The organism is Janibacter sp. Soil728 (assembly GCF_001428305.1).
Classification (GTDB): Bacteria; Actinomycetota; Actinomycetes; order Actinomycetales; family Dermatophilaceae; genus Janibacter.
This window is the reverse complement of the sequence record NZ_LMRZ01000001.1, coordinates 207985-233504: the sequence shown is the minus strand read 5'-3', so window position 1 is coordinate 233504 and position 25520 is coordinate 207985. Positions and strand designations below refer to the sequence as shown.

25 protein-coding genes are annotated in these 25520 nt (G+C 70.3%); 15 read left to right on the top strand and 10 right to left on the bottom strand.

The annotated features are described in order from the left end of the window. Positions 1–4 precede the first annotated feature (4 nt). Genes ASG73_RS01095 through ASG73_RS01085 form a run of 3 tightly spaced genes read left to right on the top strand, consistent with a single transcriptional unit; the run spans position 5 to position 2819 of the window. Positions 5–829, top strand: coding sequence for a patatin-like phospholipase family protein (locus ASG73_RS01095; RefSeq protein ID WP_055989561.1), 825 nt, complete (start codon positions 5–7; stop codon positions 827–829). Continuing rightward, on the top strand, positions 826–1854 hold the full coding sequence (locus ASG73_RS01090) for a 1-acyl-sn-glycerol-3-phosphate acyltransferase (protein ID WP_055989558.1): 1029 nt from the start codon (positions 826–828) through the stop codon (positions 1852–1854). Before ASG73_RS01095 ends, ASG73_RS01090 begins: the two co-directional genes overlap by 4 nt. A gap of 23 nt (positions 1855–1877) precedes the next feature. Beyond that, on the top strand, positions 1878–2819 hold the full coding sequence (locus tag ASG73_RS01085) for an alpha/beta hydrolase (RefSeq protein ID WP_156466084.1): 942 nt from the start codon (positions 1878–1880) through the stop codon (positions 2817–2819). A 134-nt stretch (positions 2820–2953) separates the two neighbouring features. Here ASG73_RS01085 and pheA read toward each other — a convergent pair whose 3' ends face one another. Genes pheA through ASG73_RS01070 form a run of 3 tightly spaced genes read right to left on the bottom strand, consistent with a single transcriptional unit; the run spans position 2954 to position 5597 of the window. Next, positions 2954–3886: a prephenate dehydratase gene (gene pheA / locus ASG73_RS01080; protein WP_055989552.1), complete on the bottom strand. Its 933-nt coding sequence runs from the start codon at positions 3884–3886 to the stop codon at positions 2954–2956. 22 nt (positions 3887–3908) lie between these two features. Continuing rightward, positions 3909–4316: a DUF4446 family protein gene (locus ASG73_RS01075; protein WP_055989549.1), complete on the bottom strand. Its 408-nt coding sequence runs from the start codon at positions 4314–4316 to the stop codon at positions 3909–3911. A 9-nt stretch (positions 4317–4325) separates the two neighbouring features. Beyond that, positions 4326–5597 carry a glycosyltransferase 87 family protein gene (locus ASG73_RS01070; RefSeq protein ID WP_082566907.1) on the bottom strand — a complete coding sequence of 424 codons (1272 nt, stop codon included), beginning with the start codon at positions 5595–5597 and terminating at the stop codon, positions 4326–4328. A gap of 56 nt (positions 5598–5653) precedes the next feature. On the opposite strand from ASG73_RS01070, the gene ASG73_RS01065 reads away from it, so the two are divergent. Continuing rightward, positions 5654–7807 (top strand): hypothetical protein, encoded by a 2154-nt coding sequence (locus tag ASG73_RS01065; protein WP_156466083.1) that lies wholly within the window; start codon positions 5654–5656, stop codon positions 7805–7807. Here the strand turns inward: ASG73_RS01065 and ASG73_RS01060 are convergent. The 3 genes from ASG73_RS01060 to ASG73_RS01050 are packed head-to-tail and all read right to left on the bottom strand — an operon-like array spanning position 7713 to position 10875. After that, positions 7713–9290, bottom strand: a complete 1578-nt coding sequence (locus ASG73_RS01060) for a glycosyltransferase family 87 protein (RefSeq protein ID WP_055989540.1) — start codon at positions 9288–9290, stop codon at positions 7713–7715. The two genes, ASG73_RS01065 and ASG73_RS01060, sit on opposite strands and share 95 nt — an antisense overlap. Beyond that, a complete protein-coding gene (locus ASG73_RS01055; RefSeq protein WP_055989537.1) occupies positions 9287–9988 on the bottom strand; it encodes a glycosyltransferase in 702 nt (233 codons plus the stop codon). The genes ASG73_RS01060 and ASG73_RS01055 overlap by 4 nt, the downstream gene beginning before the upstream one ends. A gap of 2 nt (positions 9989–9990) precedes the next feature. Further along, positions 9991–10875, bottom strand: a complete 885-nt coding sequence (locus ASG73_RS01050) for a DUF5926 family protein (RefSeq protein WP_055989534.1) — start codon at positions 10873–10875, stop codon at positions 9991–9993. A gap of 101 nt (positions 10876–10976) precedes the next feature. Here ASG73_RS01050 and ASG73_RS01045 point away from each other — a divergent pair, with 101 nt between their 5' ends. The 5 genes from ASG73_RS01045 to ASG73_RS01025 all read left to right on the top strand — a co-directional run bounded on the left by ASG73_RS01045 (position 10977) and on the right by ASG73_RS01025 (position 14762). After that, on the top strand, positions 10977–11456 hold the full coding sequence (locus ASG73_RS01045; protein WP_082566906.1) for an ATP-binding protein: 480 nt from the start codon (positions 10977–10979) through the stop codon (positions 11454–11456). Beyond that, a complete protein-coding gene (locus ASG73_RS01040) occupies positions 11453–11962 on the top strand; it encodes a hypothetical protein (protein WP_156466082.1) in 510 nt (169 codons plus the stop codon). Before ASG73_RS01045 ends, ASG73_RS01040 begins: the two co-directional genes overlap by 4 nt. 53 nt (positions 11963–12015) lie before the next feature. Next, positions 12016–13101, top strand: a complete 1086-nt coding sequence (gene rsgA / locus ASG73_RS01035; RefSeq protein WP_055989528.1) for a ribosome small subunit-dependent GTPase A — start codon at positions 12016–12018, stop codon at positions 13099–13101. Positions 13102–13203: 102 nt separating this feature from the next. Further along, the gene (locus ASG73_RS01030) at positions 13204–14319 is read left to right on the top strand and encodes a hypothetical protein (RefSeq protein ID WP_055989525.1); all 1116 of its coding nucleotides are present in this window, start codon (positions 13204–13206) and stop codon (positions 14317–14319) included. Next, positions 14316–14762, top strand: coding sequence for a hypothetical protein (locus ASG73_RS01025; RefSeq protein WP_055989522.1), 447 nt, complete (start codon positions 14316–14318; stop codon positions 14760–14762). The genes ASG73_RS01030 and ASG73_RS01025 overlap by 4 nt, the downstream gene beginning before the upstream one ends. Before the next feature lie 39 nt (positions 14763–14801). Here ASG73_RS01025 and ASG73_RS01020 read toward each other — a convergent pair whose 3' ends face one another. Next, positions 14802–15824: a pirin family protein gene (locus ASG73_RS01020; protein WP_200946638.1), complete on the bottom strand. Its 1023-nt coding sequence runs from the start codon at positions 15822–15824 to the stop codon at positions 14802–14804. Between the two features lie 153 nt (positions 15825–15977). Here ASG73_RS01020 and ASG73_RS01015 point away from each other — a divergent pair, with 153 nt between their 5' ends. Continuing rightward, on the top strand, positions 15978–16841 hold the full coding sequence (locus ASG73_RS01015) for a pseudouridine synthase (protein WP_327077470.1): 864 nt from the start codon (positions 15978–15980) through the stop codon (positions 16839–16841). Between the two features lie 91 nt (positions 16842–16932). Here ASG73_RS01015 and ASG73_RS01010 read toward each other — a convergent pair whose 3' ends face one another. From ASG73_RS01010 to ASG73_RS01000, 3 genes are all read right to left on the bottom strand, one after another. Then, on the bottom strand, positions 16933–18567 hold the full coding sequence (locus ASG73_RS01010) for an MDR family MFS transporter (protein WP_082566905.1): 1635 nt from the start codon (positions 18565–18567) through the stop codon (positions 16933–16935). Beyond that, entirely contained in the window at positions 18564–19073 is a 510-nt protein-coding gene (locus tag ASG73_RS01005) for a MarR family winged helix-turn-helix transcriptional regulator (RefSeq protein ID WP_055989517.1), read from the bottom strand. Before ASG73_RS01005 ends, ASG73_RS01010 begins: the two co-directional genes overlap by 4 nt. Before the next feature lie 72 nt (positions 19074–19145). Further along, a complete protein-coding gene (locus ASG73_RS01000; RefSeq protein WP_055989513.1) occupies positions 19146–20408 on the bottom strand; it encodes an amidohydrolase in 1263 nt (420 codons plus the stop codon). Positions 20409–20887: 479 nt separating this feature from the next. Between ASG73_RS01000 and ASG73_RS00995 the strand changes: the two genes are divergently transcribed. From ASG73_RS00995 to ASG73_RS00975, 5 genes are read left to right on the top strand one after another with little or no spacing between them, the layout of a single operon-like run. Beyond that, positions 20888–21748, top strand: coding sequence for a branched-chain amino acid ABC transporter permease (locus ASG73_RS00995; protein WP_055989510.1), 861 nt, complete (start codon positions 20888–20890; stop codon positions 21746–21748). 1 nt (position 21749) lies between these two features. Beyond that, the gene (locus ASG73_RS00990) at positions 21750–22742 is read left to right on the top strand and encodes a branched-chain amino acid ABC transporter permease (protein ID WP_055989507.1); all 993 of its coding nucleotides are present in this window, start codon (positions 21750–21752) and stop codon (positions 22740–22742) included. Next, positions 22739–23509, top strand: a complete 771-nt coding sequence (locus ASG73_RS00985) for an ABC transporter ATP-binding protein (RefSeq protein WP_055989504.1) — start codon at positions 22739–22741, stop codon at positions 23507–23509. The genes ASG73_RS00990 and ASG73_RS00985 overlap by 4 nt, the downstream gene beginning before the upstream one ends. Continuing rightward, complete coding sequence (locus ASG73_RS00980) at positions 23490–24179, top strand: ABC transporter ATP-binding protein (RefSeq protein ID WP_055989501.1); 690 nt, start codon at positions 23490–23492, stop codon at positions 24177–24179. The genes ASG73_RS00985 and ASG73_RS00980 overlap by 20 nt, the downstream gene beginning before the upstream one ends. 50 nt (positions 24180–24229) lie before the next feature. Further along, positions 24230–25495 (top strand): ABC transporter substrate-binding protein, encoded by a 1266-nt coding sequence (locus tag ASG73_RS00975; protein ID WP_055989498.1) that lies wholly within the window; start codon positions 24230–24232, stop codon positions 25493–25495. Positions 25496–25520 lie beyond the last annotated feature (25 nt).

Here is a 25520-nt window from a genome sequence, read left to right as displayed (position 1 = left end):
GCCCATGCCCATGACTGCCTTCGTCCTCGGTGGCGGCGGCGTCCTCGGAGCGACCCAGGTGGGCATGCTGCAGGCGCTGCTCGCCCAGGGCATCACCCCCGACCTCGTCGTCGGGACGAGCATCGGTTCGGTCAACGGTGCCTTCGTCGCTGCCGACCCGAGCGTGGACGGGGTCGCCCGGCTCGAGGAGCTGTGGCGCGATGTCGTCCGGTCCGGTGAGATGGGCGAGAACCCGGTGCGGCAGGCCGCCCGCTTCGCCAAGTACCGCACCCACGTCATGCGTCGCGGCCTGATCCCCGACCTCGTCGCTCGCCACCTCGGGATCGACCTCATCGAGGATCTGCCGGTGCCCTTCCAGTGCGTCGCGGCCGAGATCGAGAGCTCGGCCTCGCGATGGTTCACGGCCGGCGAGATCGGGCCGGCGGTGGCCGCCAGCTGCGCCGTGCCGGGCCTCTTCGCGCCCGTCGAGATCGACGGGGCGCACTACTACGACGGTGGGCTCGTGCACTCGATCCCCGTCGGTCGGGCCATCGCACTCGGCGCCACCGACATCCACGTGCTGCAGGTCGGGCGGGTGGAGCAGCCGCTCAGCGCGCCGACCAACCCGCTCGACGTCGGCCTCGTCGCCTTCGAGATCGCCCGACGGCACCGCTTCGTCGAGGAGATCGCCGAGGTGCCCGACTCGGTGCGGCTGCACGTCCTGCCCAGCGGGATCGACAAGACCCCGACTGCGGTGCTGCGTGGCCAGGCGACCGTGGCCAAGGTCGAGGACCGCATGGCCCGAGCCTTCGATGCGACGAGCGCCTATCTCGAGGGGACCACGCGATGAGGATCAGCTCTCTCCCTTCGCTCCCGGCGCCGCCGCTCTGGCTGCGCATGGTGGTGCAGGCGATCATCCCCTTCGTCGGGGTCGTCATGTCCCTCGTCTTCCTGCTGCTCGTGCCCTTCCTCCTCCTCCTGTGGCCCTGGGACCGGCGGCTGGCGATCCTGCGCTGCCTCTTCCTCGCCGTGTACGTCATGTGGGAGGACATCGGGCTCGTCGTCGAGTGCTGGTACCTGCGGGTGCGCTCGCCGCGAGGGACCAGCCCGACCTGGGACGAGGACCACTTCGCGCTGATCCAGCGGGCGCTGCGCAATGTGCTCTTCACCGCCAGGCGCGTGGTCGGCTTCCACATCGAGATCGAGGGCGAGCTGACGGTGGGGCGCCCCGGTCACCCGCTCGTCGTCATCTCGCGGCACGCGGGGCCGGCCGACTCGCTGGCCATCGCGTGGCTGCTGGCATCCACCGCCGGCCGGATCCCCAGGATCGTCCTCGCCGACGCGATGCTCTGGGACCCGGGCATCTCCATGGTCCTGCAGCGCCTCGACTCCTACTTCGTGCCCTCGCGCTCCGGGGCGGGCGACGACCGGACCAAGGGGGTCGCCGACCTGGCCGCGACGCTGTCCGCCAAGGACGCGATGCTGATCTTCCCCGAGGGGCGCAACTGGACCCGCGACCGGCACGAGGACCAGGTGCGTGACCTGCGGGCGAGGGGGGAGGCCGACCGCCTCGCCGCGGCCGTCGCCCGTCCCTGGGTGCTCGAGGCGCGCTCGCGGGGGGTCGCCTCGATCCGCCAGCATGCCCCGGATGCCGATGTCATGGTCATCGCGCACACCGGGCTCGACATGATCTCGGGGCCGGCCGCGGTCATCCGCAATGTCCCCTTCCGCAACCGGCTGCTCATCCGCGGCCGCACCTACCGCAGCGAGGACGTGCCCACCGATACGGGTGAGGTCGCGGAGTGGCTCGATGCGCGGTGGGGTGAGGTCAACCACTGGGTCGACGGCCGCATCAGCGGGCGGGAGCACCTGTGAGGCTGCCGCCCTTCCCTCGGACCGTGAGCTCGGTGGCCGTCGCTGCGGGAGCGGAGGCGGACAACACCATCCACCGCTGGCCGATCACGCCGCGGATCACCAGGTGGCTGCGGACGAAGGGGGCGAAGCAGCGGATCGCGGGCTTCGAGACCGATCGGGCGGCACTGGGTGTGACGATCGAGGAGGGCGCGCGCGGCCACCTGGTCATGACGGCTGCTGACGCGCCCGACCTCAAGGAGATGCGCGCTGGGGGCGACGACGCGTGGGTGCTGTGGATCCACGGCGGCGGCTTCTGCTGGGGGTCGGCGCGCGACGGGACCGGGCTGCGGCTCGCAGCCGGGCTCGAGCGACCGGTCGTCTCGGTGGAGTACCCACTCGCGCCCGAGGCTCGCTTCCCGGTGGCCATCGATGTCTGCCTCGAGGCCTACCTGGCAGGTGTTGAGGAGCGTGGGCCGCGAGTGCTGCTCGGTGGCGTGTCCGCCGGTGCAAATCTCGCGCTCGGTGTGCTGCAACGGATCCGGGAGCTGCGGACGGCTGGCGACGGGCCGCCGCTGCCGCTCGGGGTGGTGGCGTTGACCCCCTTCGGTGACCTGGCCGGGGAGGGGGACAGCTACCGCGTCAACGAGGGCCGTGACGCCTACCTGCGCTGGCGCGGGCAGCAGCAGCTCTTCGCGAAGGCATATGCGGGAGATGCGGATCTCCGCGACCCGCTCGTGTCGCCCGTGCACGCGGACTGGGGCGGTGAGGCACTGCCGCCGGCGATCTTCACGACCGGGACCCGCGACCTCTTCATGTCGGACACAGCGCAGATCCACACGGCGTGGCGGGCGGCGGGTGGCGAGGCCGACCTCGTGCTGGCCGAGGGGATGTGGCACTCGTACCTGTCGGACCCGAGCCTGCCCGAGTCCGCCGCGCTCCTGGCCCGGTTGCTCGACTGGTGCGAGAGCCTGCTCGCCAGGGGCTGAGCGCTCAGTGTTCTGTCCTGACTCTGCCGTTGCTCCGTACTTTGTGCCACCGTCGATGGACGTGGCACAAAGTACGGAGCAACGGCAGGGGCGCGTGGAACCCGTGACGGGTCGGTGGTGAACGGCCCGGAAACTCAGTCGCCGAGGCGGCGCAGCCGGTCCAGCCACTCGCGGGCGGCGACGAAGGCACGGTCGGTCGCGATCGGGTCGATCGTGATCTCGACGTCCGAGGCCGCGGGGTAGGAGCCGAGGAAGCGGACATCGGCGCAGATGCGGTGCAGGCTCATCAGGGCCGCTCCGACGCGCTCGTCCTGCACGTGCCCCTCGAGGTCGATCGAGAAGCAGTAGGAACCCATGGAGTCCTTGGTCGGCCGCGACTCGAGACGGGTCATGTTGATCCCGCGCACCGAGAACTGCTCGAGCAGCTCGAGCAGGCCACCGGCGCGGTCGCTGCGCTGGAAGAGCACGACCGTCGTCTTGTCGCGCCCGGTCGGCGCGGGCTGCCACTCGGGTCGAGCGACGATGACGAAGCGGGTCACCGCGTTGGTCATGTCACCGATGTCGTGCGCGAGCACGTCCAGACCGAAGTGCTCGGCCGCGATCTGGGCGCACACAGCGATGTCGTACCCGAGGTCGTCAGGGTGCTCCGCGAGATCCTTGGCGGCCGACGCGGTCGACAGGGTCGGCACGTAGATCGCCTGCGACACGGTCTTGCCCGCCCACCCGCGCACCTGCGCCCAGGCGTGGCTGTGCGTGCCGATGGCCCGAGCCCTCGCCAGCGTCGTACCCGGCCGCGCGCACGCGACGAAGGTGATCGGCACGAGCACCTCGCCGACGACGACGAGGGGATCGCCCGAGGCGAGGGCGTCGAGGGTGGCCGAGACGCCCCCTTCGACGGAGTTCTCGATCGGGACCACCGCAGCGTCCACGTCACCGGCCCGCAGCGCGTCCAGTGCTGCGTCCACCGAGCCCAGCGGCACCTGCTCGTGATTGCTGTCCGCCACCCACGACAGGAGTGCCTGCTGGGTGAACGTGCCCTCGGGACCGAGGTAGGCGTAGCGGGTCATGTCTCCTCCTGGGGACGTGCGGTCAGGCATCTGGCGACCCGGTGCGGGCCGCGGCGAGCGCCTGGCGCTCTTCGGGGGTGAGGGTGGCATCGGCGTCGCCACCGACGACGCCCTTGGCGTAGGTGCGCGACTCCCCGCGGCCGTGGATGCTGCTGAGGACGAGTCCGTCGCCGGTGTCGTCGATGATCGCGGCGGAGAAGGAGAGCCGGCCGCCCATGTCGCCGAAGGCGTCGTAGCGCACGACCGCCACGTGTCGCAGGGCCTGCGCGATGTCATGACGAAGTGCGGCGAGGTCGCCGCGCCCGACGGGCGAGCGGTCCTCGAGGACCGCGACGCGGTCGGTGAGCGAGCGGACCCGCGCCATGAGGGCGGCGACGGCGACGATCGCGAGGACGAGACCGCACAGCAGGGCGATCTCGACGGCACTCATGGCGTCACCCTAGTCACCGGCCGCGACGGTGGATCCGGTTGTCCGTGCCGGGTGGAGCGCCGGGGTGACCTCACCGGCCGCCAGCTCGCGACCGGTCCGTCGCACCGCCCAGGCGAGCAGCGCGAGGACGACGACGCTGCCGATGACATTGCCCTCGATCAGGAGGTCGCCGAACCAGCGTGGGTCCCTCCCTTCGCGCGTCCACAGCACCCCCCAGAAGGGCATCGTGCAGACGAACCACGCGATGACGGTGGCGGCGGCGACCACTCGGCGCCAGTCCGGTCGCGAACGCAGGACCGACCAGCCGAGGATCGCCGGGACGATGACCATGATCCAGTGCAGGTGGTGCACCCAGGAGACGGGTGAGAGCAGGAACCCGGCCAGGCCGACCGCCCCGGCCTCGGCGATCCAGTCGCCCTGACGGTGGGCTCGGTGGGCGACCCAGAAGACGATGACGCCCATGACGAGCAGCCACGGTGCCCAGGCCAGGGTCAGCTCGGCGCCGTCGAGCCCGCGGCGCAGCAGCGTCGCACGGAAGGCCTGGTTGGCCGAGCCGTCGTTGGGGCCCAGCCGGGTCGGGTCGGACAGTGCGCCGCCCCAGAAGGCGAAGGAGGCCTGCGGCAGCGCGGCCCACGCAGCGAGGGAGACGAAGGTCGCGGTCCCGATCGCCCAGCCGGCCTCGCGCCAACGCCTGCCCAGCAGGTAGTGGATGACGAAGACGCCGGGGGTCAGCTTGATCGCCATCGCCATGCCGACGAGGGCGCCGGGCGGGACCTTGGCGAGCCACCGGGAGCGCGGACGCTGCAGGTCGAGCAGGCAGGCGAGCACGAGGAAGGCGTTGACCTGGGCGAAGCGGATCCCGTCGCCGACCGGCTGGGTCCACAGGAACCCGGCCGCGACGACCCCGACGAGCACCGGCGCCCAGACGCCGACCCGCTCCCGCAGCCGGAACCACGCGATCCACGTGATCGCGACATTGGCGAGCAGCTGGGTGATCGTCCATCCCCAAGCCGCGACGGGGAAGGGGACGAAGGCCAGCGGTACGGAGAGGAAGGCCGCGATCGGCGGGTAGGTGAAGGGCAGCAGCTGCGGCGGCTGGGTCATCTGCGCGTAGATGTCGCGCCCCTGCAGCACCGAGATCCCTCCCTCGCGGTAGACCTGCACGTCGACCTGCCACTGGTCCTGGGGGAAGAGCAGGAGGAACTTCGCGATCGGCCACGCGGCGATGAGCACGAAGAGCACGACTCCCAGCAGGAGGTGGGGACGGCTCACGCGAGACATGCCGCCATTGTGTCCGACGCACGCTCGCAGACCGTGCAGGTCACTACGGTGGGCACATGATGAGCGCGCGGCACTCCCTTCGTCCCGGAGGTGTGCTCGCGCTGGTGCTCCCGCTGCTCGTGCTCCTCGGGGTGCTCGCACCGTCGTCGGCGGCCGCGCAGGAGCCACGCGATGTCATCGTCATCGGTGCGCCGGGCCTGTCGTGGAGCGATGTCACGGCCGAGGCCACGCCGGCCATCCACTCCTTCGCCGGCAGCGCGGCCATCACCAACCTCAACGTCCGCTCCACCTACTTCACCTCCTGCCCGGCCGACGGCTGGCTCGGGCTCTCTGCCGGCAACCGCGCCGCCGTACCCCGCGATGTCACCCGCGAGGAGCTGCGAGCCCACCCCCGGGCGCTGCCGCACTGCGGCCCGCTGCCCTCCCTCCCCGAGTCCGGCCCCGAGCTCACCGCGGTCGAGTTGGACCGTGGCTACTGGCAGGACCTGTCGAAGGGGGTTGCGGCCCAAGGCTTCAAGGCGCAGATCGGCACCCTCGGCACGGCCGTCCGCGAGGCCGGAGGGTGCATCGCCGGCAGCGGCGCCGGCGCCGTGCTCGCGATGGCGGACCGCGACGGGGTGGTGCCCAGCGGCGAGCCCGGGATCAACGAGACCTGTGCGATCACCCTCGCCGGCGCGCCACCGGTGTCCGCCCCGCAGCCCGGCGAGGTCCGCACCCGCGAGGTCGCGGCGGTCGATGCGGTCGTCGCCGACGTCGTCGCGGGGGCCGACTCGCAGACCGTCATCGTCCTCGCGGGCCTGTCCGACGACGGTGGCCAGCCGGGCCTGCGGGTCCTCGCCATGGCCGGCGCGGGAATCCGTCCCGGGTGGCTGCACTCCGACTCGACGACGCGCGACGAGATGGCCCAGGTCGCCGATGTGACCCACACGGTGCTCACGACTGCCGGGATGAGCGTGCCGGAGGGCCTCGCGGGCCGCCAGCTGGTCCCGGTCGCCGACGCGTCGCCCGTCGACGACCGGATCGCCTCCCTCGTCGACGACGACGCCCAGCTGCGAGCGGCAGACGAGGTCATCCCGCCCTTCTTCCGCGGCTTCGGCATCGGGCTGGTTGCCCTGCTCGCCGCCGCGGGGCTGGCGTGGGGCTTCGGTCCTCGGCGCTGGCGCCCGGTGGTGAGCCGCGGGGTGGGGCTCGTCGGGCTGGCGGCGATGGCGGTCCCGGCGTCCACCTACCTGGTCACCCTGACCCGCTGGTTCGACTCGACCCGACCCATGACGGCCTTCGTCCTGCGCCTGACGGTCATCGACCTGACCCTGCTCGCCCTGGCGCTCGCGGTGGTCTGGGCGGCCCTGCGGTGGTCGGCCCTGCGCTGGCGGGCCGAGGGCCCAGCCGCTGCTCTGATCAGCGTCGGGGTGGTGAGCGCCGTGACCTTCCTCCTGCTCGCCGGTGACCTGCTCCTCGCGGGCGGACGGATGACGATGCTGTCCGTCCTCGGGCTGCTGCCCCTGGACGGTGGCCGCTTCCACGGCTTCGGCAATGTCCCCTTCGCGATCTTCGTCGCCGCCGCCTTCCTGCTCATGGCAGCACTCGCCGACCCGCTGCTGGGGCAAGGGCGCCGACGCCTGGCTGTCGTCGTGGTCGCGGTCGTGGGTCTGACGACCTTCGTCGTCGACGCGTGGCTGGGCGCTGACGGGGGCGGGGCCCTGGCCCTCATCCCGTCGGTCGGCTACCTCGTCCTCGCGGTCGCCGGGGTGCGTCTGACCTGGCCCAGGCTGCTGGGTATCGCGGTGGCCACCGGGGTCGGCTTCCTCGCCATGGCGGGCGCGGACTGGCTGCGCCCCGAGGAGAAGCGCACCCACCTGGGGCGGTTCTTCCAGAGCCTGCTCGACGGTGACGCCTGGGGCATCGTCGGACGCAAGCTGCAGACCAATGTCGACCTGCTCCTCGGCCCGGAGCGCGCTGCGCTGCTCGTGCCGGTCGCGCTGATCGCCCTCATCTGGGTCCTCGCTCGACCGGGGAGCGTTGCGGGGCAACGGTTGCAGCCGATCTTCGAGGCCTACCCGGCCCTGCGCGTCGGGCTCATCGGGCTGGTCGTGGCGCTCACCGTGGGCTTCCTGCTCAACGACTCGGGTACGGCGATCCCGGCTGCTGCGGCGTTGGTCCTCGGCCCGGCGCTGCTCGTCCTGTGGTCTGGGCAGCGCGACGCCACATGATCCACAGAGCGACCCACACGGCCAGCGTCATCAGCGGTGACGCGACGAAGCGGAACCCCAGGGTCACCGCCTCGATGTCGTCGGGCAGGTGGACTCGTCCGGGGACATAGGCCAGCGCGAGCACGACCGATCGGGCCACGAGCAGCAGCAGGAGCGGACGGAAGCGGCGCCAGCCCTCGGTCGACAGCAGACCGACGAGCGCCGCCGTCGCGAGCCACTGCGGCAGCTCGTACCAGGGCAGGACGTAGCCGGCCCCGAGCGAGTAGGCGGTCGTGAGGACGAAGAGCACGCGGACCGCGAGGATCTCGGTCAGTGCGTCGGTGAGGCGCCACAGGGCGAGCGCGATCAGGACGCACCCGACGGCGGCGATCCACGTGGTCGCCGACCGGGCGGCCGGCTCGCTCATCACCAGGTCCAGCGCCGTGTAGACCGCCCGCCACGGCATGGCGTAGGAGATGCCGCCGCCGGCCTGCACGATCCGACCCAGGGCCTGCCACCCGATGACCAGATGAGCCGGGACGAGGAGGAGAAGCGCGCCGATGACCAGCCGAGCCACTCCTCCCAACCGCATCTCCTTGAGGTCGTGCGCCGGGGCAGTGCGGTTCGGGCGCATCTCCTTGAGGTCGTGCGCAGGTGGGGGGGCCTGCGGGTGCCTGCGCTCGGCGACGAGCGCCCAGAGCAGCGCGATGCCGACGACGCCCGCAGTCAGCTTGGTGCTGGCGGCGAGACCCGTCGCGAGCCCGGCCAGCAGCGGCCGGCGGGCCAGCCCGAGTCCGAGAGCAGCCGCCATCGCGCAGACGGCCAGCATGTCGACGTGCGCGCCGAGGACGCCGGCGCCGAGCACGACGACATTGGTCGTCCACCAGCGATCGACGGTCGAGCGAGCGGGCCCGAGACGGACGAGCAGCTCGCGGGTGCCGAGCCAGGCCGCCACGACCAGGACCTGCCAGACCCACACGACCTGACGGGCGACCTCTCCGCCCAGCCACGCCGACAGACCCATGAGCCAGGTGCCGACCGGGCCGTAGACGCTCGTCGCCTCCTGCCACGGGTCCTGCACCCGACTGACGACGGGGTCGATACCGCCTCGCCAGTCGGCCGGGACCACCGACCACGGGTCGCCGCCCTCGACGAGGATGCGCCCGTAGGCGGCGTAGTTGGTGTGGTCCGCGGTGCCGAAGGGAGCCGTGAGCAGGATCAGCGCGGCGAGCAGCGCGAGCTGCCACCACCGCAGACGAAGGGGGGTGGGCCGCCGCACGTGCCGCCACAGCGAGAGCCCGCCGAGGAGGTAGCCCACGGTCTGCAGTGCGACGACGGTCCAGCCGCCGAGCTGCCAGGGCAGGCTCGGTGGTGCCCAGCCGTGCCTCCCGAGAGGCGGCAGCGCGAGCGAGGTGCCACTGACCCCGACGAGCAGCAGCAGCCCGATCGCGGCCGCGAGCAGGACGAGCCCCAGCGGATCGCGATCGGTGCGGGCGTCCGTCACGACAGGAAACGACGGGCGAGCAGCGCGGTCGAGACATCGCGCAGCTGCTTGGCCCGGTGCAGGCGTCCCGAGAGGTCGTTGCCGGTGCGCCGATGGGTCAGCTCGATGGGGACCTCGACGACCCGGCGGCCGGCTCGCAGGACGTCGACGAGCATCGCGGCCTCGACACCCCAGCCGCTCGCCAGCGGTGTCGCGTCGGCGAAGGTCTCCCGGGTCATGGCGCGCATGCCGTTCAGCGGCTGCTCGATCGTGCGGCCCGTCATCGCCTCGATCTGGGCCCGGGCCAGCCGCACCACGCGTCCGGACCCGAGCGAGGAGGCACTCCTGGGGATGTTGGCGACGGCCAGGTCGGCGGTGCCGGCAAGGACCGGGAGCAGCAGCGGCTCGAGGTTGGCTGCCGAGTCGCCGAGGTCGGCGTCGGCGAAGAGCAGGACGTGCGGATCGGAGCCGGTGCGGGTCTCCTCCTCGACGAGTCGCGCGACGCCCGTCTCGAGGGCTGCGGCCTTGCCCCGGTTGGCCGGGTGGCGCACGACGACGGCCTCCGCATCGGCGGCGACCGCGGCGGTGGCATCGGTCGACCCGTCGTCGACGACGACGACGAGGTCGACGACGTCCAGCGCGAGGAGGGCCGTGACGGTCGCGGCGACGCGATCTGCCTCGTCCTTGGCCGGGACGATCGCGGCCACTCCCGCGGACATGATCAGCGCAGCGTCACCTGCCGCGAGAGCAGGCCGGACCGGGCCCGGCGCTCCTCGGCAGTGAGCTCGTCGGTGGTTGCGACAGCAGTGGCGTACCGCGCGGCGAAGTCGGCGACCGCGCCCTCGTGCTCCGACGGCTCGGAGTCGGCGGGGACCTCCCACACGGGGACGAGCAGACCACCGGCGCGGAAGGCGCCGAGGAGGCGACGCTCCTCGTCGAGGTGCGCCTCCCCCTTCGCGTGGAGCCGGGCGAGGGCCGTGGTCGCGGTGTCCTCGTCGTCGGCGAGGACGTGACGGATGTAGGTGCGCTCGCCGATGCGGCACCAGTAGCTGCTCGGGGTGCCGGCGATCGGGGAGGTCGGCACGACCGACTCGTTGGCCTGCTCGAGCGACGCGGCGGCCTCACCGGTCAGCTCCTGACCGTCGACCCAGAAGTCGAAGCCGTCGTGGACGGTGATCTCGAAGGGAGCGTCGGTGTCGACGAGCTCCTGCAGCCGCGGCGTCTCCACGGTGGTGCGCGGCAGCTGCGGGATCGGGGCGCCCGGCTCGGTGGCGAGCGCGGTGAGCAGTGCCTGCGCGAGGTCGCGGCTCGGGTCGCTGCTGCTGGAGCCGGACTGGCTGGCGATGAGGACCTCGCCGTCCTGGCGGCGCAGTGCCGGCCAGGCCATCGGCAGGACGCTCGCGAGGGTGACCGTCGCGGGCGAGCCCTCGGGGACGGCACCCGCCTTGAGCGTCAGGACAGCCGTCGCCGCCGGGAGGATCTCGTAGGCGGCGACCCAGTCGGGCTCGCCCGGCAGCCCCTCGAAGGGGCGTGCCACATAGGGCGCAGGGGCGACCTTGGTGGTCTTGCCCTGTGCGTCCTTCTTACGACGAGATGCCTTACCCATGGCGGTCAGCGTAGGCCCTCGGCGTGGCTGGGTTGGGCCGCACCGCCGGAGCAGGGACAATGACCTAGCCAGCGACCGCGACGAAGGGACCCCTGCAGATCATGGGCCAGGCACACGACGGCATGGGCGCCGCGCGCACCGTTGACTCCTTCGGCGGTGACATCGGCCGTGGTCAGGCGCGCACCATCCGTGCCCGCTGGGAGCTGCAGACCGTCACCAGGGTCCGCGAGGCGATCGCCCTGGACCTCACCGCGCGCGGGGTCTCCGACGAGATCGTCAGCGAGGCAGAGCTGGTGGCCACCGAGCTCGTGACCAACTCCCTTCGCCATGCCGCTCCGCTCTCGGACCGGACGGTGCGCATCCACTGGAAGGCCCGCGGCGACTCCGTCGAGATCGAGGTCAGCGACGGCGGCGCCGAGACCGAGCCGGCCCCGGCCCCGCGCCAGATGTGGGCCACGTCCGGTCGCGGCCTGCGGATCGTGCGCAGCATCGCCCACGAGTGGGGCGTGCAGCGCGACGAGCGGCAGACCACCGTGTGGGCCGCGCTGGGCGGGCCGTCCCGCCGTAGGGTCGGCCCATGAGTTTTCCGCAGTACTCGCCGCAGCCGGCCGAGCGGGGTCGCCCATGGGTGCTCATCGTCGGCTCGGTGCTCCTGCTCGTCTCACTCCTGATGTGCGCGGTGGGCGGCTTCTTGGGCGTCCGACCGCTCCTGGACCTCGCCGACCAGCCCGAGCAGACGGCCCCGCAGGTCGTGCAGCTCGCGCAGGGCGACTCCCGCGCGGTGTGGTCGCAGACGCAGGGCGCCAGCTGCACGGTCACGGGACCGGACGCAGCGATGGTCACCGACACCTCCACCGGTGAGTCCTCGGCGAGCTGGGGCGGGAAGAGCTTCGAGCGGGTCATGTCCTTCGAGGCGGACACGGCAGGCGACTACACGGTCAGCTGCACGGCGCCCTTCGTCGTCGGCGACGACATGTCCATCGGCGGAATCGTCATGGGCACCTTCGGTTCGATGCTCTGCTGCTTCGCGGTCGTCATCCTCGCCGTCGGGCTGGTCCTCTGGCTGAGCCGGCGCCGACGCGCCTGAGCCGCTCGTAATTCGGTGGCGGTGGGCAGGGGCCCGATGCCACCGTGGTGGGGATGACCACCATGATCGATCTGACGAGTCTGGGCTGGGATGCCGCCTGCGAGAGTGCCTTCGAGGACGCCCAGGGGGTGACCCCCTTCGATGTCGAGGCGGGTCGCGTGGGGCGCGTCGACCGCGGCCGCGTCACCGTGCACACCTGCAGTGGGCTCGTCCCCGCACTCGTGCGTCTGCCCGCCGGGGCTGCCCTGGAGGACCAACCGACGACCGGTGACTGGGTGGGTCTGGAGCGGCGCCCCGACGGCGACATCGTGCGGGTGGTCCTGCCGCGCCGCACCTCGATCGTGCGCAAGGCCGCCGGGGAGCGCTCGGATGCCCAGGTCATGGCCGCCAACCTCGACCACGTGCTCGTGGCGGTGCCCTTCGAGACCCGGGTCAACCTCTCGACGATCGAGCGCTACCTCGTCGTCGCGTGGGAGTCGGGTGCCCAACCGCTGGTGGTGCTCACCAAGGCGGACCTGGCCTTCGACCCGGATGCCACGATCGCGGAGGTCGAGGCGGCGGCGCCCGGGGTGAGCGTCCTCGCCGTCTCGGCCGAGACCGGCGAAGGGGTCGAGGACCTTGCCGCGATGCTCGCCGGCGGCACGACGGCCCTCATCGGTCAGTCGGGGGCGGGTAAGTCCACGCTCGTCAACGTCCTCGCGGGGCAACCACTCCAGGTCGTCTCGGGCACACGGCAGGACGGCAAGGGTCGGCACACGACGACCGCGCGCGAGCTGATCCCGCTCACGGACGGCGGGGTGCTCATCGACACCCCCGGATTGCGGTCGATCGGCCTGCACGAGGACGGCGAAGGGGTGGCGCTCGCCTTCCCCGACGTCGAGCAGCTCGTCGCGGCGTGCCGCTTCAGCGACTGCGGGCACGAGAGCGAGCCGGGGTGCGCGGTGCGCGCCGCGCTCGCCGACGGTGACCTGGACGAGCGGCGGTGGCACAGCTGGGGCAAGCTGCAGCGCGAGGCCGAGTGGATCGCCATGCGCACCGACCCGGCCGCCCGCTCTGCCGCTCGCAAGCGGTGGGCGGCGACCGGCAAGGCCGGCAAGGCGCAGGCCGCGCTCAAACGAGGGCGGGACCCCTTCGCCTGACCGCGCTCGCCGTGGCGGACGCCTCGGGTCGGGGAGTCCTCCCCATGGAGACGACGGCGCGACCTTCGTAGGTTGGTCCCGACATCGTCGAAGGGGGGAACCATGCCGGTCAGCCATGGAGCGGACACAGCGAGACTGCGACACATCAGCCAGGCGCTGGGTCAGCAGGCGGAGCTCCTCGCCGACATCGCACCACGAGGGTCGGGGATGCTGACCCTGTTGATGGATGCGTGGTCCGGTCCCGACATGGAGCAGTTCGGCAGCAGCTGGCAGCAGGTGGCGACGGCCACGGGTTCGGCGGCCGAACGACTGCGCGCCTGCGCGCGACTTGCCCTGCAGCAGGCGGAGGAGCAGGACGGGGCGAGTGGTGGGTCCTCCGGCCAGCGGGACCGGCAGGAGCCGGGTGACCGCGGCCGCGAGGCACCGGGCGACGCGCGCACCGAGAACGAGAACCGCCCGGATCGCGACGAGTGGAACGGCCGCAAGCGCACGCCCGAAGGCCTGCCCGGTGAGGAGCGGCCGGACCCCGGCCCCGCGCTCGGGGAGCCCGTCCCGGGGACCTCTCTGGACGAGGACCCGGAGCCACCGCCGTGGACGCCCGTGGACGGCGGTGCGGGCGAGCACGACTCGGAGTTCGCCGGACCCGTGGACCACGCGACGCACCGAGCGGCGCGCATCGGTGCGGACCTCAAGGCCGACGACTGGCCCAACGCGTCGCAGAACCTCGACCACTTCCTCGACAACGGCGGGGAGCCCCTGGAGCAGGACGTCGACCAGATGCTCGAGGACGTCCCCGGGCTGGACTCCCAGGCGGCGAGCCAGCGCCAGGACCTGGCGGGGGACGCGGTGGACGATGCCAGGTCGCGAGGGATCACCGGGCCGGTGACCTATCCCGTGAGCACGCCCTGGGACTCCTACTACATCGGCCCCGACGAGAGCGCCGACTGGTTCTATGCCACGGGTGGCATGGAGTACAGCCAGACCGGGTCGGTCACGGTCTACCCGCCGAGCGAGCCCGGCGGGCCGTACCGCTACGAGATGAGCACGGCCGTCACCTATCAGGACCAGTACAACTGGGACGGGTCCAAGGAGACCGGGATCGGACCGCTCACGGTGAGCGATGCCCAGCTGGCGGCCCTGCACAGGGCAGGGATCGCGAAGGAGTTCGAGATGTACGGTGAGTCCTCGACCATGTCGACCTCAGGGGAGATCCAGTGACACTGCGCACCATCGTCGTCGTCGGGGTGCTGGCCCTGGCCCTCAGTGCCTGCTCGACGATCTCCTTCGGTGGGCAGGACCCCACGGAGGACCTGCCGAGCCCGGGCGAGGCCATGCAGCAGGCCGGGCTGGACCTGCCGGCCGGGGCGAGCGATGTCACGATCACGTCGTCGGACCTGCCGGACCGCGAGCACGCGTGGGCGCTGACCTTCACGGCCCCGCGCGCCGAGGCGGAGGCGATCTGCGAGCCGATGGGCGGAGTGGGTCGTCAGTCCTTCGTGCCCAAGATGCACCAGGAGCTCCTCGGGGACGTCGAGGCCGGCCCGCAGACCCGCGGCTGCAGCGCCTCGACCGGCAACGGCGGCCTGTGGGGCCGCTTCGTGCTCATCGAGCCGGGCGACCCGGCCATGGTGCACGTCTCCTTGCAGCAGCTGACGCGCTGATCCCCCTTCTCCCGGTTGGGTGAAGGGGGACCTGCGGGCTCAGAGGACGTCGTGACCGGGGTGCCCGCCGTGCTTCATGGCCTCGGCGATCTCCAGGGCGGGACGCACCTTGGGCGTCTTGGGGATGACGCCGAGGCGCCCGGCCTGGAAGTCCTCGAAGGCGGTGACGAGCTCCTCGCGGGTGTTCATGACGAAGGGACCGTAGGCGGCCACCGGCTCACGGATCGGCCGACCCCCGAGAAGAACCACCTCGAGCGACGGGCTGCGCGAGTCCTGCCGGTCGTCCGCCGCGATCTCGAGTGCGCCACCCGCGCCGAAGACAGCGAGCTGACCCTCGCCGATCGGTCGCCGGTCGGGACCGACGACACCCCGCCCGGACAGGACGTAGGCGAGGCCGTTGAAGTCCTCGGGCCACGGGATGTGCATCCGCGCGCCGGGCGCGATCGTCGTGTGGATCATCGAGATCGGCGTGGTGGTGATCCCGGGGCCGGCGTGCCCGTCGAGCTCGCCGGCGATGATGCGCAGGAGCGCGCCGCCGTCATGGCTGGAGAGCAGCCCGACCTGGCCGGAGCGGATGTCCTGGTACTTCGGGTCGGACATCTTCTGGTGGCTGGGCAGGTTGACCCACAGCTGCAGACCGTTGAAGAGACCACCGCTCACGACGAGCTCCTCCGGCGGGGCCTCGATGTGCAGCAGCCCCGAGCCAGCGGTCATCCACTGGGTGTCGCCGTCGGTGATCAGGCCGCCGCCACCGTGGGTGTCCTCGTGGGCGAAGGTGCCGTCGATGATGTAGGTGACGGTCTCGAAGCCGCGGTGCGGGTGCCAGCTCGTACCGCGTGCCTCACCGGGGGCGTACTCGACCTCGCCCATCTGGTCCATGTGGATGAAGGGGTCGAGGCGCGCCGTGTCGACGCCCGCGAAGGCTCGACGGACAGGGAAGCCCTCGCCCTCGAAGCTCTTGGGCGCGGTGCTCACGGACAGGACCGGCCGGGACACCGAGTAGGGCAGCGGCTGGATCACCCGGGGCAGGGTGAGGATGTTGTCGACGGTCACGGCGGGCATCGGGTGCTCCTTCGGGTTGCGGTCACCTGTCTCAACAGTAGTTGAAACTGAAACATTCCGCCCCCTTCGCCGTCGTGGGGTGCAGCGCCTAGTCTCGCGAATGTGCCACCTCGTTCACCCCTCCCTGCCCGCCACGGACTCAGTGCCGCATGGGTGCGCACGCCCGACCTCGACCACGGCCGCCCACGTCCGTGGTCGACGATGGCCGACTGGTTGAGGGACAAGAGCCCCGACGAGGTCGACGTGGCGGGGATGCTCGCCGACGCACGGTTCGTCTACGACGACGGCCGCGCGGTCCTGGCGCACGACGACTACCGTCCGCACACCTTCGTGTGGTTCCACCGCGACCTGCGCGACGAGGCCGAGGTGCCGGGTGAGGTGACCGTCCTCCACCGCGACGAGCGGCTCGTCGTCGTGGACAAGCCGCCCTTCCTCTCGACGATCCCGCGAGGCCGGCACGTCCGGCAGAGCGTGGTGGTCCGGCTGCGTGACGAGCTGGGTCTGCCCGAGCTCTCCCCGCTGCACCGTCTGGACCGGGTGACGTCCGGCGTCCTCATGCTGGCCACGGAGCGCCGGTGGCGCGGGCCGTACCAGACGCTCTTCGCCGACCGGCAGGTGCGCAAGACCTACCTGGCGCTGGCGCCCTGGCGCGAGGACCTGGTCTTCCCCCTCACGGTCCGCAACCACATCCACAAGACGCGTGGGGTGCTGCAGGCCCAGGTGGTGCCCAATGCCCCGGTCAACGCGGTGACCCACGTCGAGGTCGAGTCCCGGGTCGGCGACCTGGCGGTGTACCGGCTGACCCCGCAGACGGGGCGGACCCACCAGCTGCGCCTCCACCTGAACGACCTCGGCATCCCGATGGTGAACGACCCGCTCTACCCGGTCGAGCAGGACGTCTCGATCGACGACTTCTCCCGGCCGCTGCAGCTCCTGGCCAGCACCGTGGAGCTCGTGGACCCGATCGACGGCCGCGAGCGTCGCTTCGTCAGTGGCCGGCGGCTGCCGATCTCGTAGCTACCTGCACGTAACTCTGGCGTGGGTCGCCGTGGAGCTCGGCCCCGCCCCGTGGGTGGGGGACGGGGCCGTGCCGGGCGAAGGGAGCGACTCAGCTCCGCGGGGTCGTCGCCATCGCGGGCTCGGTGCTGCGGGGGTCGTCATCGGGCGACTCCGACGCGTAGGCGTCCAGCACGTGCTGGCCCGCGTCCTCGACCGGGTGCTCCTCGTTGCTCTCGCGCAGCGGGGTGTGCGGGATGAAGAGCGTTGCCACGAAGACGACTGCCAGGACCGGCAGACCGATCATGAAGGCATCGCTGAGCTGCTGCGCCAGCCCCCACCGCACGGCGTCGGCGACCTGCGGGGGCAGCGTGCTGAGCACGGTGGGGTCCAGGACGGCGCCGGCGTCGACGTGCGAGGTGGCGTCGGACGGGAGCCCGGCGGGCAGGTGCGAGGCGACCCGCTCACCCAGGCCGCTGGCCATGATCGTGCCGTAGACCGCGATGCCGACGGTCGAGCCGACATTGCGGAAGAACTGGGTCGACGCGGTGGCCACGCCCATGTCCTTGCGCGAGACGACGTTCTGCACGATGAGCGTGTACTGCTGCATCGCCATGCCGAGCCCGATGCCGAGGACGACCATCGACAGGGTCAGCTGACCGGCGGTCGCCTCGTGGGTGAGGCGGGTCAGCATGAAGACACCGCCGCCCATGATCGCGATGCCAGCGAGCATGAAGGGCCGGTAGTGGCCCGTCCGGGTGATGAGCAGTCCGGTGAGGATGCCGCAGACGATGAAGCCGAGCATCAGCGGCATGAGGATCAGGCCGGAGTTGGTGGCGTTGACCCCGATGACGCCCTGCGCGTAGACGGGGATGTAGATGATCGAGCCGAACATCACGATGGCCACACCGAAGGACGCGATCAGGCTCAGGGCGATCGTGCGGTCGGCGAAGAGGCGCAGCGGCAGGATCGGCTCCACGGCGCGCAGCTGGATGAGGACGAAGGCGACGCCCGAGACGATGGCGATGGCGAAGAGGGCGAGCGAGGTGGTCGAGCCCCAGGCCCACGACGTGCCGCCGGAGGAGACCGCGACGAGCAGCGCGACGAGTGCGGTCGACAGGGTCGCGATGCCCTTGTAGTCGATGACCGCCTTGCGTGGCTCGTGCGGGATGTGGAGGAACTTGACGATGAAGGTCAGCGCGATCAGCCCGATCGGCAGGGTGACGAAGAAGAGCCAGCGCCAGCCCAGGTGGTCGGTGACGACGCCGCCGGCCAGCGGTCCGGCGACCGAGGTGACGCCGAAGACGGCGCCCATGAAGCCCTGGTACTTGCCGCGCTGACGGGGCGGGATGATGTCGCCGATGATGGTCTGCGACAGGGGCATCAGGGTGCCCATGCCGAGGCCTTGGATGCCACGGGCGATGACGAGCATCCAGAAGCTCTGGGCGAAGCCGGCGAAGATCGTGCCGACCATGAAGACGATGATGCCGCCGATGTAGAAGGTGCGGCGGCCGTAGAGGTCGGACAGCTTGCCGACGATCGGCACGGTGACGGCGGAGACGAGCATGGCCGCGGTGGCGACCCAGCTGTAGTGGTCCATGCCGCCGAGCTCGGCGACGATGCGCGGCAGTGCGGGACCGACGATGGTCTGGCTGACCGAGGCGACGAGCATGCCGAGCATCAGCCCGATGAAGACGCGCCGGTGCTCCTTGCTCATCGTGTAGGGAGCGGGGGCTGTCGTGCTCATGAAGCGGTCCTTGCGGTGGTGGGGAGTGGCGAAGGGCGGTGGGCGGCTTCGGCATCGGTGGCGAGGTCGTCGCTGAGGCGGGTGAGGAGACGGTCGAGGTCGGCGAGGTCCGCCTCTGGCCAGTCGACGAGGATCGCGCCCAGGAGACCGGTGCGGGCGATGCGCTCGTCGTGCAGCGCCGTCCGGCCGGCAGGGCTGAGGCTCACCGTGTAGGCGCGCCCGTCGCTCGGGTCGGGGGCGCGCTCGATGAGGTCCTGCCCCTCGAGGTGGCTGACCCGTCGGCTGATCGTCGATAGGTCGTGCCCGAGGGCGGCGGCCAGCTTGGAGATGCGGATCCCGGCCTCGTGCGGGCAGTTCTCGAGGATGCCGAGCAGGACGTAGTCCGTGCGCCCCATGGCCTGCGGGTCGGTGGCCTGACGTCGCCCGATCATCCTGGCGAACTGCCCGAAGACCCGACCCAGCGTCTCCTGCAGGTGGGTCGCGACGGCGGGGTTGGTTGTGTGCACCCATCAACTATATACCTGCATGACGCAACCAACCAAATGGGCGGTGAACCGCCCCGCCGAGGACGAAGGGGGTCAGGCCCCCTTCGCCAGGTAGGCCAGGACCGCCACCGTCATCGCGCTGGCGCCGGTGCGCAGGGTGGGCTCGGCGACGGGGACGAAGGTGCTCGCGTGGTTGCCGGGGATCGTCGAGTTGAGCGTGCCCTCGGCCTCCGCGCGATGGTAGGTCTCGGGGTCGAAGCCGCCCCAGATCCAGTAGAGGTACGGCGCACCGAGAGCTCGCGGGATGTCGCTGAAGTCCTCGCTGCCCGTGGACGGCTCCATCGGGGTGGCCTTGTCCCCGAAGTGCTCGGTGAAGGCCGCCGACACCCGCGCGTGCACCTCGGGGGAGTTGTCGGTCAGCGGGAATGGATCGGTGTACTCGATGTCCGGCGGCGTGGGCGAGCCGGAGGCCTCGCACTCCGCCCGCACGATCCGCTCGACGGCCGCCCGCAGCTGGGCGCGGGTCGCGTCGTCATAGCTGCGCAGGTTGAGCAGGAGCGTGGCCCGGGCGGGGATGACATTGCTCTTGGAGCCTGCGTGGAGGCTGCCGACCGTCACGACGCCGAACTGACCGGGCGCCAGCTCGCGCGCGACGATCCCCTGCAGCCGCACCACGATCGAGCTCGCGAGCAGGACGGCGTCGATGCCCGTGTGCGGCATCGACCCGTGCGTGCCACGCCCGTGCACCGTGATCCTGATGCTGTCGGCGGCCGACATCGCCGGGCCGGGGCGGCTGGCGACGGTGTCGTGGGGCAGTCCCATGACGTGCTGGCCCAGGGCCACGTCGGGAGTCGGGATGGCGGTGGCCAGGCCGCCCTCGACCATCGAGGCGGCGCCCGTGCCCACCTCCTCGGCAGGCTGGAAGAGGGCGATGAAGGTGCCCGACCAGGTCTCGCGATGCTCCGCGAGCAGCTGCGCCGCGGCGAGCAGGCAGGTGACGTGCATGTCGTGGCCGCAGGCGTGCATGACGGGGACCTCGCGCCCCTCCGTGTCCATCGCGGTGACCGTCGAGGCGTAGGGCAGGCCGCTCTCCTCGAGCACGGGCAGCGCATCCATGTCCGCGCGGGAGAGGACCGTGGGGCCCTCGCCGTTGCGCAGCACCCCGACCAGGCCGGTCGGACCGATGTCGGTCGTCACCTCGTAGCCGAGCTCACGCAGCCGGTCGGCGACGATCCCGGAGGTGCGGTGCTCCTGGAAGCTCAGCTCCGGGTGGCTGTGCAGGTCCTTGTACAGCTCGAGGTGCGCAGGGACCAAGGCGTCGAGGTCGGTCAGCAGGGTCTGTGCAGCGGTGACCATGGCTCCAGTCTGCACCCGCCCTCGAAAGGTGCAGGGTGGCGCACGACCTTGAGGAAATTGCCACAGAGTGCGCACGACCTCAAGGGGATGCGCACTCAGGAGGGTTACTGGATCAGGCGCTCGCGCGTGGCCTCGAGATCGCTTGTGCGCCACACGGGCCCGCCGAAGCCTTGCTCCTGGAGTCGACGGTCCAGCCCACACCACCGATGCGCGACGACGTGGTCAAGCGTTAGTCCGCTATCCCGTCCGGCGCGAAGGGAGTTCTAGTCGCCATTGCACCCGCCCTGTCGAGACCCGGGATGCGGGCGGTCGGGCCGGGTGCGTCGGCCCGCTCGACGTAGGCCTGGCGGTTGAGGCCGCCGGATTGCCGACACGGATGTCGTCGCGGCGATGTCTCGGACCTGTCGTGAAGGGGTTGACCGTGTGACCTTCCTCATGCACAATTCCGTATACCGTATTCAGAAGGCAGGTTGGACTGCATGCTTAGTTACCTCTGGTTCGGCGTCGTTAGCGGCGCATTTCTCCTCATCGCAACACTTGGGTTCGCTCTGACGAGCCGGGTGAACAAGTTCCTCAACATCGCTCACGCGGAGTACATGGCTGTTGGCGCACTGATGACCTACTACCTGAGTGTTGAAGTCGGGTTGAACTTCATCATCGCGGCTGTCGTGAGCATCGCGGCTGTGGGCTGCCTCGGATGGTTCATCGGTCGCACGGTGTTCGAGTCGATGCTGGCAAGAGGGCCCGAGATCCTCCTCATCCTTTCGGTGGGCGTGGTATATCTCCTGCAGGGCATCACCGAGATCGTCGTCAGCCCTGGGACGAAGAGTTACGCGCTCCCGCGACTCGACTCTTGGAAGGTTGCCGGCGTCAACGTCACGCCCTACCAGGTGGCGATCGTGGCTCTGGCGGGACTGGCCTTCCTTGCGCTGCACCTGTTCCTCTCGCGGACGCAGGCAGGGGCATCCGTGCGGGCGATCGCCGACAACCGTGAGCTGGCGGAGATCCGCGGCATCAATGTGCGGCGAGCCACGCGCGACGTGTGGATCATTGCCTCCGCGCTAGCAGCCCTCGGCGGCGTATGCCTGGGGATGATGGGCACGCTCACCACGGACTTGGCCTTCGCGCAGATCCTGCTGATCCTCGCAGTGTCCATCCTCGCTGGCCTGGGGTCGGTCTACGGGGTGGCGATCGCTGCCTTCACCATCGGCATCGCCATGGACCTGTCAACGCTGATCGTTCCCTCGGGGTACCGCACCGCCGTGGCCTTCCTGATCATCATCGCCGTGTTGCTGTTCCGGCCGCAGGGTCTCTTCGGCAAGAAGGTGCGGGTGGCCTGACATGGACCTCATCATCGCGACCATCACGCTTGGGGGCATCTTCGCCCTCCTCGCCCTCGCACTCAACGTGCAGATGGGGTACGCCGGCCTGATCAACTTTGGCATCGTGGCGTACTTCACCGCTGGTGCATACGCATATGTGGTTATCACGCAGCCGCCTCCCACGGAGTTCGACACATACAAGTTCGGCTTTGACCAGCCGATATGGGTGGGCCTGATCGGCGCGGTGATCGCGGCCGTCCTCTTCGCCGCGATCACGGGCTGGCCATGCCTACGCCTGCGCGGTGAGTACTTGGCCCTCACGACCTTCGCCTTCGCCGAGGTGTTCGGGTCTCTCGTGACCAACACGACCTCGGTGACCAACGGGACCCTGGGTTTCCTCGGCATCGAGCAGCCGTTGAGTGCCCGGATAGTGCCTGAGGCCTATCCGATGGTCCTGGCCGGCCTCATCGCCGCACTGGTCATCGTCGCACTGCTCATCGTCAGCCGAGTGACTCGGGCACCCTTCGGACGTGCCCTGTTGGCCCTGCAGGACGACGAGATCGCGGCGGTGCAGGCCGGCAAGAACGTCCGCCGCCTCCGTCTGCAGGCTTTCCTCCTCGGCGCGGGCATTTCCGGTGCCGCCGGTGCCATGTATCTCTGGTACACGACGGTCGCCAGCCCCGACCTCTTCCACGCCGAGGTCACCTTCACGGTGTTCATCGCCCTCATCCTCGGCGGCGTGGGCTCCAACCTCGGTGCCATCCTCGGCGCGGGGATCCTCATCGGCTTCCAGGAGAGCGTGCGCCAGTTGGCGACGAACCCGACGATTGCCGAGAAGACTGGTGCGGTGCAGGCCGTCCTCGAGGGACTCCTGCTCATCCTCCTGCTCCGCTTCGCCCCCGGCGGCGCTGCGCAGCTGCTCAGGGGTCTGCGTCCCAAGAGGACATCAACGGGACCCGACCACGAGCCCAAGCCCACAGCCACGGCCTTCGTGAAGGAGCCGACCACATGAGTCTCGGAATCTCCGTCCAGCACGCCAGCAAACACTTCGGAGGGGTCACCGCCGTCGACGACGTCACCTTCGACGTCGCGCCGGGCGGTATCGCCGGGCTCATCGGCCCGAACGGTGCGGGCAAGACCACGATGTTCAATCTCATCACGGGTGTCCTCGAGCCGAGCTCCGGAGCCATCTGGATCGGTGAGCACGACCTAGCCGGTCTGGGCGGGGTCGCCGGCATCTCCAAGATCGGGGTTGCTCGGACTTTCCAGGCGCCGCGCAGTTTCCCGAGCCTGACAGTGAGCCAGAACGTCGAGGTGATGTTCGACGACGTGCGCGAAGGCCTCTTCGGTGCGCTTTTCCGGCCAGGCCCCAATCGGCGGCACCGTGCCGCGGCGCAGGAGGTGCTCGATCGGCTCAAGCTTGGGCACCTCGCCGACAGCACCATCGACTTGTTGAGCGGGGGTGAGCTGAGGATGCTCGAGATCGCCCGCCAGCTCGCGCGAGAGCCTCGGCTGCTCATGCTCGACGAGCCCACTGCGGGTCTTGACCGCGGCTACCAGGACCAGCTGTCGACGACCCTCAAGGAGATCAACGCCGACGGGACCACGGTCCTGCTCGTCGAGCACAACCTGCGCTTCCTCTTCGAAAACGTCGACTACGTCCACGTCATGTCGCAGGGGGGCCTCATCGCCTCCGGAGAGCCGGACGTCATCTCCGCCGATGAGGCCGTCATCAACGCTTACCTCGGAAGGGCCAAAGATGCATCTGCAAGCTCGTGACCTCGTCTCCGGCTACGGCAAGGCACAGGTCCTACACGGTGTGGACTTCGAGGTGGGTGACGGCGAGCTCGTCGCCATCTTGGGTCCCAACGGCGCCGGAAAGTCCACTCTCATGAAGACGCTGTCGGCGGCGATCCCCTTCATGGGGGGCTCCCTGACTCTCGACGGCACCACCATGGCGGGGTGGAGACCGTACCGCGCCGTCAGCGCAGGGATCGGCTACGTCCCTCAGGAACGCAATGTCTTCGGTGACCTGTCCGTCAAGGAGAACCTCGACCTGGCGGGTGCGGCACAGGCGAAGGATGTCTTGGATGACGTCTTCGGTCGGTTCCCGATCCTGCGGGACCGCTCTCAGCAGGCAGCGGGCAGCCTCTCCGGCGGTGAGCGTCAGGCACTCGCCGTCTCGATGGCCGTTCTGGGACGACCGCAGCTGCTCCTGCTCGACGAGCCGACGACGGGACTCTCCCCGCTTGCCTCGGCGAGCCTCACGGACTGGATCGTCGACATCGCCCAAACCGGGGTTTCGATCGTGTGGATCGTTGAGCAGAACCCCGAGCCCGTTCTAGCGGCAGCCGCCCGCGCGTATGTGTTGGCAGAAGGCTCCGTGAAGTTCGAGGGACCGGCCTCCGCCATGAGCGGCGACCAGGCACTGGCCCTCGCCCTCGATTGATGACCACCCACCAGGTACAACGAAGTACACACAGGTAGGAGAACCACCAGATGAATAACCACGGGAAGCGGCGCACCGCCGCAGTAGGCGTCGGTGCCCTCGCCCTCGCGTCGATGATGTCGGCGTGCGCGTCGGCAAACGGCACCGCTGGCGCGTCGGACAAGGACTGCGGGACGGACCTCAAGTTCGGCGTTCTGACCGCCTTCACGGGCGAGCTCGGGGAGTTCGGCGAGGTCTCGCAGAACTCCTTCAAACTCGCGATCAACGACGTCAATGCTTCGGGTGAGCTGCCCGAGGGCTGGAAGACGTCGACCGTCGTCTCCGACGAGAAGACCGACATTCAGGTCGGTCTGCGTGCGGCAACGGACATGATGCAGAAGGACAAGGTCTCCGTGATCCTCGGGCCCTCCTCCGGACCCATCGTTGCCATGGACAGCGTGGCCACGCGCTACAAGGTGCCAATCATCTCCCAGTTCGCGGGAACGACGAACTTCGATGCGGTCGGGGGGACCTACCTCTTCCGCACCGTGGCCTCGGACGCGTCGGACGGTGAAGCGATCGCCCAGTACCTGACGGACGAGGGCAAGAAGGACATCGTCATCGTCGTCCAGAACGACCAGTCGACGATTACGGCCGGACAGAAGGCCGAGGAGAACTTCACCAAGTCCGGCGGCAAGGTCGTCAAGACCATCAAGTACAACCCGGGCCAGGCGTCCTACCAGTCGGTCGTCCAGCAGGCGACGGGTGCGAAGGCCGATGCCGTCTACCTCGCAGGTGGCCAGGAGTCGGCGACGACCATCCTCAAGGAGATGCGTGACGCCGGGGTCCACGGCAAGGATGTCATCGTGTCCGCCGACCTCGTCGTGAACGACGTGATCACGGGCGTGGGCAAGGACTGGGCCGACGGGCTGACGGGGGTCACGGCGAAGGCGGACGCGAAGCGTCCGCAGGCCAAGGCCCTGAGCGCCGCGTACGAGAAGGAGTACGGAGAGGCGCCGGGGATCTTCGCGGAGAACGCCTACGACGCGCTCACCCTGGCGGCGCTCGCCGCAGTGGCCGGTGACAGCACGTGCGGCGAGAGCATCGCGGAGAACCTGCCGAAGGTCTCCAGCAGTGGCAAAAAGGTCACGAGTTTCAAGGAGGGCGCTGCTGCGCTCAAGGCCGGTGAGGACATCGACTACGACGGCGCCTCAGGACCGGTCGATTTCGACGAGACGGGCACCGTTCCCGGCTCGTACGCGGTGTTCCAGGTGGCCGACGGCAAGTGGACGGTCGATAAGTTCTACAAGGCTGAGGCGATTGGCAAGGGCAAGTGAGTAGGTGCCCCAGCAGTTAGCAATG